The sequence below is a fragment of the Psychrobacter sp. AOP7-C1-14 genome, assembly GCF_052376135.1.
Lineage (GTDB): Bacteria > Pseudomonadota > Gammaproteobacteria > Pseudomonadales > Moraxellaceae > Psychrobacter.
The window spans coordinates 406390-421647 of sequence record NZ_JBQSVH010000001.1 but is presented as its reverse complement, the minus strand read 5'-3'; the positions used below and the strand labels follow the sequence as shown (position 1 = coordinate 421647).

Genomic DNA, 15258 nt, shown 5'->3' with positions numbered 1-15258 from the left:
ATCGTTGATAAGATTGTGCCGCGTGAGCTGACAGGACGTAAAGATGATAAAGCAGCCTTCAACTCGAGCATGCAAGGGTCTAATGATGCAGCGTGACACGATCATAATCAAAAATGATAGTAATAACTTAGGTACGTATTCAGTAGAGACGCGTAAAAATTTCAGACGCTCAGCACTGTGCACTGCGCTTGCGACCAGTTTGGTCGGTATTGCACCTACGGCGATGGCAGACACTACCAGTAGTGTAGATAATAACGCTATCACTAGTTCATCTGCTGTTGACCAAGTGGACAGTAATCAAACGGTTAGTAACTCAAGTAGCGACAGTCAAGCTCCTAGCGATCAGGCATCTATCAATCAAGTAGCTACCTTGTCAGACGATGATACTCAGTTAGATATGGCTCTAGATGCGTTACGCCTAAAAAAAGCAGTAGAACAAGGTATCATCGATCAGTCAGTATTGGACGACTATAGCGAGCAAAGCTTAGGAATTAAAAAACCTAACTTGACAGAGTCAGGCTCTACAAGCTCGACAACGCAAAATATCAATGCCCAAAACCTGCCCTCTCAGAGCAGTAATTTACAAAACACAACGTCTCAAAGTAACAGTTCTCAAGACCTAGATGCTTTCGCTGAGACTCCAAGCACTCCATACAATCAAACTAATGCTCAGTCAATCGCTTCTAACGACGAGTTGTTGCAACAAGCAACTGCGATCCAGCAACAAGGCTATCAAATGATGACGCCTGAGCAGATCGATCTTGAGCTAGCGGCAATAGATGCGCAGAACGCCCAAGATATTGACAGTATGGATTTCAGCAACAACGACAGTGATTTTGATGCGCCAATTGCTACATTGGATGATACGACATCGCCAATCGGTCTCGATGTAGAGCTAGATGCGGCAAACTTGCCAGCGCCTAGCAATCTTGATACGTTGGGTAGAAATGAAATAATAGAGGAACAGAAACCCGCAGATGAAATGGTGTCACGTCCTATTGAAGTGAGTGGTGAAGTTAATAATGAAGATGTTGTTAGCAATGAAACTATTGTTAAGAGTGAAAATGGCCTGACGACTGATGATAGCAGTGGTGAGGTAATAGCCGGTACGACTGAGCCTGCCAATGAAGAAGGTACGACAACAGATATTATTAATCCTAATGACTATCTACCAGATTATCAAAATGATACTCAGGCCGTCGACCAAAGTATCGAGCAAGCCAGCAGACCAAGGCCACGAGCGCGAAATAGAGGTAATATCGTCACGCGTCTCTATAATCGCCTGTTCAACGATGGTGGCGTGGTGGCTTTACCAAATGTAGAAACCACTGTTTATCTAGAGCAGGTATCAGCTGAAGATGCTCCCGATGGTGAGGCTAAGCTCGTCGAGGCTGACAATGATATTCAGCCGATGAAAAATATTAAAGCGGCGCTTGATGATACGTCCATTCAGTCAGTCGTTGACTTTACTGCGGCATTGCCACGTTTGCGCGAAACAGCACAGAATGCTGCTAAAGCCGTTGGTTACTACGAGGTTGAGCTACGTTTGACCCAGCCTGATCGTGATACAGTCAATGTTGTGATTGAAGAGTTGGGCGAGCCTGTACTGGTAGACAGCCGTATTATTGATATTCGCGGTGAGGGCAGTGAGCAAGAAGAGTTTGCAATGCTTGAGACAGATCTGCCGCCGCAAGAAGGCGATATTTTCAATCATCGCGTATATAAGAGTAGCAAGGCGGCTTTAGAGTCTCTAAGCAATACCTACGGGTATTTTGACCAGTACTGGTTGAACAAATCCGTGGATATTATCTTACCGGACAATAAAGCAGATGTTTCGTTGGTTTATAACACCGGTGATCGCTACGAATTTGACGATGTGGTGTTTTTTACGTATGACAAAGAAACCAATACGTTAACCCAAGACCCTGACAAGCTACCAGTAGAGCTTTCATTATTACAACAGCTCTATGGCTTTACGCCGGGCGAGCCGTTTTATGGTCCAGCAGTTACAAAGTTCAGTAATGACTTGTCAGCAACTCGTTACTTTAATACAGTCAACGTCGAGTCGATACTACCACCAAATGATAGTAGTGAAGCTGGTACCTTAGCGTTTGACAATGCTGATGTCGATGACAACGCTGCATTGGATGACGATATTAACAACGTTGACAGTGATAGCATCGCAGATATCAGTAGCAATGATGGCGCAGACGCCTCAAACGTGACTGCTAGCACAGAAGATACGGTTAATGATAATAGCGATATAGGTGCAGAGAGTGATAATACTCTAAGTGCTAACAGTGGCGAGACGGTCAATGAAGCGGATATCGCTGCTATTGATTTTGAGGCTGATGAAGCGACCCTTGATAAGCTACAAGCCATCAGACAAAAAGCAGAGCGACTAAGCAGCTTGCCGAATGACCGTGTGCTTGATGAAAAAGAGCAAGAAGCCGAAAACTTACTGGGTAAAATTAGTGATTCAATCAGTAATGTCGCACAAAAGATATTCCCTGATGAAGAGAGTCTAATCGCTGATGAAAGCTTTGTACCACCAACCCTAGATGGACGTAAAACACCACAAGATGTTGCAGAAAGCAAGAAAGTACCGCTATACGTTTTTGTATACGCGGACAAACCACGTGATGCTCAGGTCGGTCTTGGCTATGGCACAGATACTGGCGTTCGCGCAACCGCAAAAATAGATTATAACTTGATTAATCGTCAAGGCTACCAAGCAGGTGCAGAAACAGAAGTGTCGAGAATCAGCAAGAACGTGGCTGTCTATGCTAGTCGACCATGGAAACACCCGCTTAATGATAAGTTAGATGGGCGTCTTACCTATGAAGAGGAAGTGATTGACCAAGGTGAAGGTAATTTCGATCTATCGACTAGAACACTAAAAGCGGCTTTGGCACGTAATATCCGTAGTGATACTGGCTGGAATCATAGCTACTCTGTGCGTTACCGCTTAGATGAGCTTGAGACAGGTGTTGATGGTGCAGAACTAGATGATCTTCCTATCCGCTTTACCTCCTCAAGTCCGAAACAGCGCGCGCTATTGTTTGGCTACGGTGTCAATAAAACAGATACTGACAACGCTACCAACCCAACGCAAGGCATGCGCCAGTACTACTCAATCGAGGCTGGAACGGATAGCGCATTTAGTGATACCGATATGGCGATCATTCGTGCAGGCGTTAGTGGTATCTATAGCTTTGGCGAAGACAAAAAGCATCAAGTATTAGGTAGTGCCAATGCCGGTTACATCTGGGCGGATGATTTTTATGACGTACCTTATAAGTTGCGTTTCTTTGCAGGCGGTGATCAGAGTATTCGCGGTTATGACTACGAGAGCCTGTCACCACTGGACAAAGGCTATTTGACGGGCGGACAAGTACTCGCGGTTGGTAGCGCTGAGTATAACTATGAATTCAAACCAGGTTTCCGTGGCGCATTTTTCACTGATGTCGGTAATGCTTACGACGAAGATTTTGACACTGAGACGAAAGTGGGTGTCGGTGTCGGTATTCGCTGGGCATCGCCTGTAGGAATGGTGCGTGTCGATGTGGCTGCTGGCGTGACCGAAGAAAGCATTCCAGTACGATTACACTTCTTTATTGGTTCACCGTTATAATCGTTTAATGTCGTAGCTCCAAATGTTCTATTTATTACTTATCGTACCTATTGCTGGTCTTCATTTTTTAACGTAGTTGAGTGTCATGCTGACAGAAAATACCCCGCCCGATAATGCACCAGATGAAGATCCAGCACAGCGTGATGCCCGTGCTGTTAAGCGTTGGTATCCATTGTCATTTCTGCTCAAACTTCTGGTATTGGTACTTATTGTACTAGCCATCATGTTTGCCATCTTTTTTTATGCAGCAGGGACTGATGCTGGTACAAAGTTTATATTAGAAAAAATCAGTGTTGAAACAGGTATTGATTTCAAATACGGACGCGGTAATTTGCGCGATGGTATTTGGGTTACTGATATCGATATTGAAGCGACTGAGGATCTTGAAGTACAGGTAGATAAAGCCTATGTCAAAATAGGCTGGCGCGCAGTGTTTGCAAAAGAAGTACATCTGAGTGAAGCAAACATTCAGACTATAGAGATTCTCAATAAAAAACCGCCTACTGGTGAACCGTTTGATTATAAGACCTTAAAACTGCCAGTAAACTTGCGTTTTGGCCAAGCAAAAATTAAGAAAATCACCTATAAGCAAGTGACTAAAGATCCTATTGTTATTCAAAACATTACGGCTCGTGATCTGACGTGGGTAGGTAGTACGGTGACAGTTGGCCGTGGCGACTTGCAGTATGCCGATATCGTGAAAGTCAGTGCCTTACAAGGAGAGATCGACTTACAAGGCGACTATTCACTAGATTTGAGTGCGATTGCAGAGGTCAGTGCCCTTGAAAAAGCCTATATCGACCCATTAAACATCTCTGCTACGGGGACGCTCAAACGTACTGTTGGCAAAGTACGCAGTCGCTATAATGATAGTGATGTTAAAGGTGACTTTGTGGTACAAGGGTTAGACTCAGGTGCACCGTTTAATGCAAAATTACAGTGGGATGATGTTCTTATTCCTTACGCTGATAGTCAAGATATTCGCCTACAAAGCGGTACTGCTACTGCTACTGGTGTGATTTCTGAAATACGGCTGCGTATTAATACTGAATTGACGGCCAAAGACATTCCATCAGGTCATTACCAAGGCCGCGCCGTTATTGCTGACAGTCAGCTACGTATAGATCGCCTAAGTGCTGACGTACCAGCTGGACGTTTGGCATTACAAGGTATTCTAGATTGGAAAGACAGTTTTGAGGCCACGGTGCGTGCGACAGGTAATGATTTTGATATTCGCCGTGCTATTCCTGATGAGTATACCGACTTCAAAGCTTATGCCCCGCAAACCCTCAACGGTAGGCTTTCATTGCGTTATCAGCAGCAGAATGCTACTGGTAATACGCAGATTGATGCAGATTTACGTCAGCGTGATGGTGAGCACATTAATGCCAATATAATTCAAGGTAGAACCTCTGCTAAATCTAAGCAGGTTGCGCCTTGGTATATTGATGCCAACTGGAAAAACCTAATTCGCCGTAACGTACCCAATATTGGCAATATTAATAGTCCTAATGGGCAAGCGAACGTTATCGTTCGTGGTTCGACCCTATCAGTCGATGCCAATGCCGTTATCAATGAGCTCAATGCTGCTCCCAAGGGTAGCTACGATGTACGTATACGTAAGGCTGGCGATGTCATAGATATCAGTCGCCTTAACTACAACGGTATAGTAGGAGATTTATCGGGTACAGGACAGATTCAGCTAGCGAGCAATCAGCGTCCACTAACATGGCAAATTGATGCCAGTACCAAAGGTCTACTCCCTAAAAAGTATCGTAGTGACTTACCGATTGAACGTCTAACAGGCAATATAAGCGCGCGTGGCCGATTGTTGAATATCACTAAAAATGGCGAAAATGGTCAGCGTCACGTGATTACTTTAAACAATACGGATATGCAAGCACAGCTTGATGCGACCCAAGCAGGTCGTGCTATCGGTATCGCAGGTGCTGGTGATGCCAGTGTCGATATCGTGGCTGGTGAGCTGTCGGTATTCGATGCACGTTTTGACGGTCAGATTGATACGGCAGATGTACCGCAAGGACGTCTGTCTATCGATGCTGCGGGTACGCCAAAGCTGATTAGTATTCGTAAGCTGAACTATCAGGGTGAAGCTGGTGCAGTTGATGCGAAAGGGGTTATTGATTTACGTAAAAATATCGGCTGGAATGTAGATGGTCGTTTTGATCAGTTCAATTTGGGTTATTTTTTACCCAATAATCCAGCGATTATTACAGGCGATCTAAAGACCAGTGGTGAATGGCAAAACGCGCCAAACAACAGCAATACCGCTAGCAGCTTGCAACGCTTTGCCGTAAATTTCAACGGTATATTGGATGCTGAGCAATTGCCAGCAGGCAAGCTGAACATTCAAGCCAATGGTGACAGTCAGTTGATACGTATCAATCGTTTCAGTCACGTAGGTGCGGCAGGTAGCATTGATGCCAGCGGAACCGTTGATGTGCGTCAAGGTGTTGCGTGGGATATCAATGCAGTTATGAATCGTTTTAACATTGGCTACTTCCTAAAAGATACCCCAAGCCTTATCACTGGTACTATTGATACAGATGGCCGCTGGAGTGACACGCAGCAGAGCATCAATATTAAACAAGTCAATCTGAGTGGTATGTTAAAAGGCCAGCAACTGAGTGCCAAAGGCAGCTTATCGGCGAAGATGCGTTTACCTAAAGATGTAGCAAGTTACTTCAAGCGTCTACAGACCCAAGATGCCCAAACACAATATGAACAAGTAAATGCTTTAATTGATAGTCTGAACGCCAACAACCTTGTGCTGCGTTGGGGCGACAACTATGTTACGGCTAATGGCAATGCCAAACAGCTACAAACCAAAATTAACATCACCAGTTTAGATCAACTATCAAACCAATTGGCTGGTAAAATCACTGGCGGTGCCACGCTGTCTCAACCAGTGGGTCAAGCATTGCCTACTATATATATTGATTTGGTCGGTGAGCGGCTTGCGCTACCTGGCTTTATATTGCGCCAAGGCAGTGTACGCGGAAAGCTCGTCAATTTAGCCAATAGCCCAAGCCAACTAGTCGTGACTGCTGAAGGCCTAGATGCTGCTGGGCAAAGCTTTGATAATGTCAAAGCATCTTTTAATGGGACAGAAAAATCTCATGTGGTCGATCTAAATATAGCCAATAAGCAACTCGATGTTGGTGCTAGGGTTAAAGGCGGTTTTGATCGAGACAAGCTAAGTTGGTCAGGTGTCATTGGAAAAGGTCAAATCAAATCCAAATATGCGACTTTAAATCAATTACAACCTGCACAGTTGATTGTGAATTTACCTTACAATCAAAATGGTAAGAACCAGGATCTAAAAGTACAGCTTGCCTCTCATTGTTGGCAGGCTGCGGATCAAACAGGAAAACTGTGTCTACGAGAAAAATTAGTGGCATCGCCAGACCAAGGTGAAGTTGATGTAGCGTTGCAGAATTTAGATGCGTCGTTATTCTCAGTGTTGTTACCAGAAGATATTGATTGGAACGGTAAGATTAATGGTAAAGCTATTGTTGGATGGCAACGTGGTCGTCCACCAACCATCAATACCACCCTATACTCAGACAATGGCAAGATTGGCCTAGCTCAAGACGGTGAGAGCACATCGATGACTCTGCCGTACAAGCGCGTGTCGCTCATCGCTTTGTCTGTACCTGAAGGCATCAAGCTACGTACTGATATCAATACCGGACGCGGTGCCCGTGGTTATGCTGAAGTGATTGTAGATCCTTATAAGGACCCTAAACCAATCTCTGGGGCACTAGTGCTGAACGAGCTTGATCTTGCGATATTTAAGCCTTTCTTCCCTGGTATGCGCGTTCTAAGAGGTAACGCCACAATGGCTGGTGGCTTAGGCGGTACCTTAACCAAACCGCAGTTCTATGGTGACGTAAAACTCTCTAATGGCCGTATTGCCATGCTTGATTTGCCAGTGAATCTGTCTAAAGTAAATGCTGAAGCCAAAATTCGTGGCACGCAAGCAACGATTGATGGCACTTTTAATAGTGGTACAGGTGAAGGCGCATTAACTGGTACAGTCGACTGGCAGCAAAAATTACAAGCCAAATTGAGTATCGTCGGTGAAGGTTTAGTTATTACCCAGCCACCACTACTGGTAGCCGAGATTGATCCTGATATCGACATTATCGTGCGCCCAGGTGACCGTTATGTCGATATAAAAGGGGCGATCAGTGTGCCGTCAGCGACCATTCGTCCGCCTGAAGCCAGCGAAGACATCATCACTCAAACTGAAGATGCAGTCGTACTAGATCGTCGTTTGATTGGTAATATTGAAGAAGTACTGGCTATCTCAAAACCTTGGTCAATCAATGCTGATATCGGTGTTGATTTAGGTGACGATATAAATTTCCGTGGTTTTGGCGCAGTCATTCCATTGGCAGGTGCAATTAATATTACTCAGAATGGCACAGGCATCATGCGTGCCAGAGGTGTTGTACAGGTTTCACGCCGTACCAATATTAATGCCTTTGGACAGAGCCTAGAGCTGAACTATGGTCAAGTCCGTTTCGATGGTGATGTGATGAAGCCTAGCTTGAGTATTGAAGCAGCCAAAACGATTAATAGCAAAACAGTTGGTCTACGCGTCAAAGGAACGACTGAAAGCCCCAATATTACTGTATTTAACAATGCAGGACTGACCCAGCAACAAGCAATGAACGCGTTGGTAACGGGCCGTATCGATAATAAGAGCGCGACGCAAATCAGTGAGCAGGGGTTTAAGTCGCAAGTAACTAATAATTTGGCCGCTGCTGGATTGAGCTTTGGCCTTAGTGGCACCCGTAGCCTAACCAATCAAATTGGACAAGCTTTTGGCTTACAGGGTCTGACGGTTGATGCTTCAGGCAGTAGCGAAGATACCAATGTTAATGTTACAGGTTATGTGACACCTGATTTGTACATCCGCTATGGTGTGGGCGTTTTCAACGCACAAAACAGCCTTTCTGTTCGTTATCAGTTGACACGTCGTATCTATGTAGAAGCAAGTTCAGCTGCAGAAAATGCAGTGGATGTGGTCTATAGTTGGCAGTTCTAACTCATTTATTCAGTAGAAAGCCGCTTTCTGATTGATAAAGACACTATCGTCGATAGCTTTTAGACTGTATAACTCATAAAAAAAACGCCTTCATTATGAGGCGTTTTTTTATGAGAACATCGAAAAAAGTTTTGTTGAAAGAAACGTTATTTGGTTAAAATTAAGCGGTTGTTACGAGTTAGGCGTAGTCGATACTCTTCGCCTTCATGCTCGATACGTACCTCTTTAGTTAATGCAAATAGATGTTGTGATTGCAAAGTAGGTAGACGGTTTTCACGACAGTTTAAATAACGAGAGATGACCATGCTCATAGTAAATTCCTTTTGAAAAGAAGTGGCTTAAAAATTGGCTAACCATAGCGTAATTGTTTATTAACGATAATAATTATCATTTAGATTTGATAAATTTGCAAGGCAATTGATAAAATAAAATGCAGTTATTATGTAAACTTATCTAAATCCAATGTCATAAACCATCTTGAAGTAATTTTTTATCTATATAAATTAATAGGTTAGGCGGTTATTCTATATAAGACGCTCAGCCTATAAAAACCATTAAATTATCAAAAATAATCAAAGTGAACGTCGAAATAAAGGATACAAGTATGTCGAATGAGCCAGATCAACAGTCAGAGACGACGACTAAAACCAATAAATTAAGCATCGTCAATGTCGCAGTAGCTGTTATTCACCATAAGGATCAGTACTTACTAGGATTTCGAAATGCCGCTCAACATCAGGGCAACCTGTACGAATTTGTAGGCGGAAAGATAGAGCCAAATGAGCACGCAGAGCAGGCATTGATAAGAGAAGTGGCTGAAGAAACGGGTATACTGCTTAATGACAATACGATCGTTAAGCTCGGTCGCTTACATCATGATTATGGCGATAAGCAAGTCAGCTTGCAGGTCTATAAGATTGAGCTAACAGCAGAGCAGTATGAGCAGCACAAATACTGTGAGAAAGGGTTAGAAGGGCAGGCGTTGACGTGGGTAAGTAAGTCGCAGCTTTTGGCAGGAGAGTATCATCTGCCCGCTGCTAATAAGACAATCCTTGAATGGTTGAAACTCCCGTCGACGATAGCGATTACATATCCTTTGGCACATTTTGAAGCGCAGTCAAACCCAGAAAGTGCGTGGCTAAAATATCACCAAGAAAAATTAGCATCAGATTCGTGGGTGTATATTCGCTTGAAGGACTCTGACTCAGAGAGTGTTGCCGAACAATTGATGAAGCAACGTCCAGATATTTTAGTGATTCTACCTAACGATAAGGAACAATCTTTAGATGACAAGCACTCTCCAACAACTGATGATACAAAGACTACTCAGCAAGTAGTTGCCAAGCATTTGACACACTCTACACTAATACAGTTATTTGACGAGGTTGACAGTTCTACAGCCCGCATACAGTCACTGTCCAAAGATTACCCACTTATCGTCAGCTGCCATGATGTTGCGAGTATCAAGGCTGCCAATCAGCTAGCCAAAGCTCGTCTAAACCACAATCTGCCACCAGTCATAGGCGCATTCTTATCTCCTGTATTAGCGACGCAAACGCATCCTGATACACCGCCACTTGGCTGGAAGGCGTGGGAAAGTTTAGCAAAGTTGGCAGATATGCCTATCATTGGTTTGGGTGGTTTATCGCCCACTATGGCTGAGGAATTAATAATGTATGGCGGTATTGGCGTGGCAGGGATTCGACAATTTCATCAATAATATGATTTGAATATAGGTCATAAGCTGAGATTAAGCGATGAAAATCGATTAACGGCCGTTGAATATTTATAAACTCAGTAAACGTAGATTACTAACTTTAAATTTATTTATCCAGTAAGTAACGATGTGTGCGCCCTACATCATAAACCCATCGTTATTTACAAACCGTTGCTTTTCCCTACATTGAGCTACTGTTTTAGTAGTCCAGTTGTCTTTAATATATATTGCATATTTACGATACGTTGATCTTATTTCTATAGATGACTGACTAAAAGTAATGTTCAAAATATAATAATAAAAAAAGCTTTTATACGGTTACATTCTGCACAAATGATTTATATCAAAGCAAGTGGCTTACAGAAAACGAGATCAAATAGGTGCCGTATACAAAGCGTTTTTAACAATCACTATTTAAAAATGGTACTCCTATGAAAACCAATAAGTTACCTGAGTCAGCGTGGAATGATTCACAGGCAGCTGGTTCTTACCTTCAGCAGCCCAAAGAGTCGCTCAATGACAGTGAATATGGCGATAGTGCGCAACAAACAAACCAAGCTAGCAATGATGCTAGTTATGATCGCGATCGCTCTAATGATGACAGTCATGACATGGCTAGTAGTTATAAGTCATCTGGCTACAAGTCATTGCGAGAGAAGCAAAATCAAAAGCAAAATGAAGATGAGCCGCTAATGTCAGGGCAGGTAGATGATCAAACAGATGACCTAACCAATATTTCTGAACAAGACACCGCGGCTGAGCGGATTAGTGTTTCATCGAAAAACAATAATTCACCCTACAAAGAAATACCAGAGCGCATATTTATGAATGGACTTATCAAACATACAGGCATTGCCTTAGCGATCATTATACCGTTAGCAGCGTTTTCAGCCTATGCAGCCACGCCACCAATGAACGCGGCGAATCATGGAACATCTGATAATGCGATGAGCGAGAAAACCACGACCGATATGTTGTCAGTCGAGCCAAGTGATATTATTCATAAATCTGCAAGCACGCCAACTACCGTAGATAGCGTAGACTTAAATACCTATGCGGGTACTTGGTATGAGATTGGCCGTTTGCCGATGTATTTTCAGCGTAAGTGTGCTGGAGATGTCACCGCCAATTATGCTCAAAAAGATGATGGTTCAGGAATTACGGTTACTAATAAATGTGTGAGCGAGGACGGTTCAGATATTGTCGCCGAAGGTTTGGCAAAACCAGTAGATGAAAGCGGTAGCAAGCTAAAAGTGACGTTCTTACCGAAATGGATACGCTGGCTTCCAGTTGGCCGTGCCGATTATTGGGTATTGGCACGCGATGCAGATTATAAAACTGCGTTAGTAGGGACGCCAGATAAAAAATACCTATGGCTATTGGCACGTTCGCCAAATATCAGTCAGGAAACTTATACCAAATATCGCCAAATTGCTCAGCAGCAAGGTTATGACTTGAAAGAGTTTACATTGACATCGCAGACCAACCAAACGGTGAGTCTGGCGCCATAATAAATTTAACTGAAATTACTGCTTTAACTAATTAAGTTCTACAGTAATTCTTATTTAAAATACGTCCCGACAAGGCAGCATACATTGTTGCCTTTATTCTCATTGCTGTCTATACATGAGAATGAAACTCATTAATATTATTGGCTAAGCGGTTACTACTGGCAAAATGAGGCGTTTTAGGCTAAAATCTATGCGATTCAAATACTCTAGTGTCAATAACCTATATTGATAGTGGTTGATTATCATATTAGAGTCGCCATTTAGAGCATATACGACCTATCTAATTTACACTTCTTCATATTTTATTGATCATACATTACTGACCATAAGGATGTTTCTCGTGAGCAACGCTGATACCTTACGCCAATTACATCAAGACCACTTGAACAACTACAACACTCAAGAGCAACAAGCGATTGAGCTTATGGGGCTGCTAAACAAGCTCTATAACCAGCAAGACGTACAAGTGACTTTGTTTGGCGAAACGCTAGACTCTACCTCAGTTGGTCAAATACTTGCTTTGCATCAAAAAGTAGCGCTACGCGACCATGGCGTCAAAGCTATCGATATCGCTGATACTTTAGCGATGGTAAAAGTCATTTCAGAAAACACTGATATCCAAGCCACTCGTGTCGATGTTGGGCAACTGATTGTCAACGATACTGATGTACAAACCGCTCTACAGTCTATTAACAACGCTAGTGCTGTAAACGGCGCGACGGATGTTGTACTTTACGGTTTTGGTCGCATCGGTCGTATCTTGACTCGCCTGCTATTATCACAAGCGTCAAGTGCAAAAGGTCTACAACTAAAAGCTATCGTGGTGCGTCCAGCCGCTTCTGGTGACTTGGCTAAGCGTATCTCATTACTTGAGCGTGACTCAATCCATGGTAGATTCTTAGGTGGCATCAGCATTGATGATGATAACAACGGTATGATCGTTAACGGTCGTTTTGTACAAGTTATCTATGCCAAAGACCCAAGCGAAATTGACTATACTGCTTATGGTATCGACAATGCGCTCGTTATCGATAATACGGGTATTTGGAAAGATGAAGCAGGGCTTGGTAAGCACTTACAATCTACTGGCGTGAAAAAAGTACTATTAACCGCACCTGCTGGCGGTGATATCAAAAACGTCGTTTATGGCGTGAACAATAATACCGTTGGTGACGATACGATCGTTAGTGCTGCTAGCTGTACGACCAACGCCATCACACCAACGCTAAACGTATTAAATGATGAATATGGTATTGAAAACGGTCATGTAGAGACTATTCACTCATTTACCAATGATCAAAACTTAGTTGACAACTATCACAAATCAGACCGCCGTGGTCGTAGTGCTGTGATGAATATGGTTATCACTAGTACTGGTGCCGCAAAAGCTGTTGGTAAAGCATTACCAGAGTTAAATGGCAAGCTAACTGGTAACGCTATTCGTGTACCAACGCCAAACGTCAGCCTAGCAATCTTAAACGTGAATCTAAAAACAGCACCAGCAAGTGTTGACGCATTGAATGAGTTCTTGCGTAAAATGGCTAATAGCAGCACTTGGCAGTCGCAGATTGCTTATACCGATTCTACAGAAGCGGTATCAACTGACTTTGTTGGTACGACTCATGTTGGTATTGTCGATGCTCAAGCCACTATTCTGACTGACAACCAAGCTATCGTATATGTTTGGTATGATAACGAAGTAGGCTATAGTACTCAGGTATTGCGTTTGGCGACTCAAATGGCCGGAATCAGCTACGCTCATATTCCAGCATAGAGTACCAACTACAGTAGAGCAATAACGTTATACCAAGTATAGTAGGGCTATAGTGTCATAAGAATGATGCTATAGCAGATTCTACTTTTAATAGCTTGGCAAGATTTTAACTGTCATACTTAAACACCCGATAGTCCGATTGATTATCGGGTGTTATTGTCATAATGGGCACTAAGTAAAAGTAGCATTTATACAGTGTTCGTTGTGCCATAAAATATAGCAAAACCCCAAAATATAACCGTTGGTTGTAACCAGTTTATAAACTGGATTGTGAATTAAGGAACGTAAGATGCGATTTATTGATGAAGCCGTCGTAACGGTAAAAGCAGGTGACGGTGGTAATGGAATCGCCAGTTTTCGCCGAGAAAAGTATGTTCCACGTGGTGGACCTGATGGTGGTGATGGCGGCAAGGGCGGAGATGTGTACGTCATTGCAGAAGACAACACCAACACCCTAGTTGACTATCGCTATACGCGTCGTCACGACGCCATGCGTGCTGAGAACGGCCATAGTAGAAACTGTTCAGGCAAAGGATCTGATGATCTTTATTTGCCAGTACCAGTGGGTACGACGGTAGTTGATACCGAAACAGACGAAGTATTGGGTGATTTGATTGAGATTGGCCAGACACTACTGATTGCCAAAGGTGGTGATGGTGGTCTAGGCAATACCCATTTCAAAAGTTCAACCAACCAAGCACCGCGTAAAGCGACATCAGGTTTTGAAGGTGAGCTAAAAGTTCTTAAGTTTGAGCTAAAAGTAGTGGCTGATGTTGGTTTGATTGGTTTGCCTAATGCTGGTAAATCGACCTTTATCCGTCAAGTATCTGCTGCTAGACCAAAGGTCGCTGACTATCCGTTCACTACGCTAGTGCCAAACTTGGGTGTGGTCGATATTGGTCGTCATCGCTCATTTGTAATGGCAGATATTCCAGGTCTTATTGAAGGTGCATCAGATGGTGCTGGACTTGGTATTCGCTTCTTAAAACATGTTGCGCGTACGCGTCGTTTACTACATTTAGTTGACGTTAAACCAGTTGATGGCAGCGACCCAGTCGAAAATGCTCGTGTTATCTTAAATGAACTTGAGCGTTTTTCACCTGAACTGGCCAACTTACCGCAGATTTTGGTATTAAATAAAATCGATCAGGTCAATGACGAAGATTTGAACGCACTTTGTACACACATTGTGGCAGAATTGGGCTGGACAGGTATGGTCTTCCGTACTGCAACGCTAACTGGTGAAGGTGTTGATGCGGTAAAATATCATTTAATGAACGATATCGAGCTTGAGCGTGAGCGTGAAATCGAAGATCCTATCTTCGCTGAAGCACAAAAAGAACGTTTCGAGCGTTTAGAAGCTGAAGTACGTTTGAACACTGAAGCACAGCGTGAAGCGTATCGTGCAGCTCGTAAAGCGGCACGTGAAGGATTGGATACGTCTGATTTTGATGATGATGACGATGGCGTTGAGGTAATGTACGTTCCTTAAGCTAGTATGCTTGAGCAGTTATACTTAAATTGTAAACTTAATCCCTACACTCA

The 15258-nt window shown here is 43.3% G+C and carries 7 protein-coding genes; 6 read left to right on the top strand and 1 reads right to left on the bottom strand.

Annotation, left to right across the window (positions count from 1 at the left end; genetic code table 11):
* Positions 1-43: 43 nt before the first annotated feature.
* The gene (locus ACT3QN_RS01795) at positions 44-3634 is read left to right on the top strand and encodes an autotransporter assembly complex protein TamA (RefSeq protein WP_444522322.1); all 3591 of its coding nucleotides are present in this window, start codon (positions 44-46) and stop codon (positions 3632-3634) included.
* Positions 3635-3719: 85 nt separating this feature from the next.
* Positions 3720-8711 carry a translocation/assembly module TamB domain-containing protein gene (locus ACT3QN_RS01790; protein WP_444522321.1) on the top strand — a complete coding sequence of 1664 codons (4992 nt, stop codon included), beginning with the start codon at positions 3720-3722 and terminating at the stop codon, positions 8709-8711.
* A 146-nt stretch (positions 8712-8857) separates the two neighbouring features.
* Here the strand turns inward: ACT3QN_RS01790 and hemP are convergent, their stop codons facing one another.
* Complete coding sequence (gene hemP, locus ACT3QN_RS01785; protein ID WP_227672156.1) at positions 8858-9016, bottom strand: hemin uptake protein HemP; 159 nt, start codon at positions 9014-9016, stop codon at positions 8858-8860.
* A gap of 299 nt (positions 9017-9315) precedes the next feature.
* Here hemP and ACT3QN_RS01780 point away from each other — a divergent pair, with 299 nt between their 5' ends.
* The 4 genes from ACT3QN_RS01780 (at position 9316) to cgtA (ending at position 15205) form a co-directional block, all read left to right on the top strand.
* Positions 9316-10431, top strand: coding sequence for an NUDIX domain-containing protein (locus tag ACT3QN_RS01780; protein ID WP_444522320.1), 1116 nt, complete (start codon positions 9316-9318; stop codon positions 10429-10431).
* A gap of 428 nt (positions 10432-10859) precedes the next feature.
* Complete coding sequence (locus tag ACT3QN_RS01775) at positions 10860-11939, top strand: lipocalin family protein (RefSeq protein WP_444522319.1); 1080 nt, start codon at positions 10860-10862, stop codon at positions 11937-11939.
* Between the two features lie 331 nt (positions 11940-12270).
* The gene (locus tag ACT3QN_RS01770) at positions 12271-13713 is read left to right on the top strand and encodes a glyceraldehyde-3-phosphate dehydrogenase (RefSeq protein WP_444522318.1); all 1443 of its coding nucleotides are present in this window, start codon (positions 12271-12273) and stop codon (positions 13711-13713) included.
* A gap of 289 nt (positions 13714-14002) precedes the next feature.
* Entirely contained in the window at positions 14003-15205 is a 1203-nt protein-coding gene (gene cgtA, locus ACT3QN_RS01765) for an Obg family GTPase CgtA (protein WP_444522317.1), read from the top strand.
* Positions 15206-15258: the final 53 nt, after the last annotated feature.

Bases quoted from the DNA above. Each gene is read 5' to 3' on its own strand.
- ACT3QN_RS01795 (WP_444522322.1), top strand. From the start codon at position 44: ATGATAAAGCAGCCTTCAACTCGAGCATGCAAGGGTCTAATGATGCAG.
- ACT3QN_RS01790 (WP_444522321.1), top strand. From the start codon at position 3,720: ATGCTGACAGAAAATACCCCGCCCGATAATGCACCAGATGAAGATCCA.
- hemP (WP_227672156.1), bottom strand. From the start codon at position 9,016: ATGGTCATCTCTCGTTATTTAAACTGTCGTGAAAACCGTCTACCTACT.
- ACT3QN_RS01780 (WP_444522320.1), top strand. From the start codon at position 9,316: ATGTCGAATGAGCCAGATCAACAGTCAGAGACGACGACTAAAACCAAT.
- ACT3QN_RS01775 (WP_444522319.1), top strand. From the start codon at position 10,860: ATGAAAACCAATAAGTTACCTGAGTCAGCGTGGAATGATTCACAGGCA.
- ACT3QN_RS01770 (WP_444522318.1), top strand. From the start codon at position 12,271: ATGTTTCTCGTGAGCAACGCTGATACCTTACGCCAATTACATCAAGAC.
- cgtA (WP_444522317.1), top strand. From the start codon at position 14,003: ATGCGATTTATTGATGAAGCCGTCGTAACGGTAAAAGCAGGTGACGGT.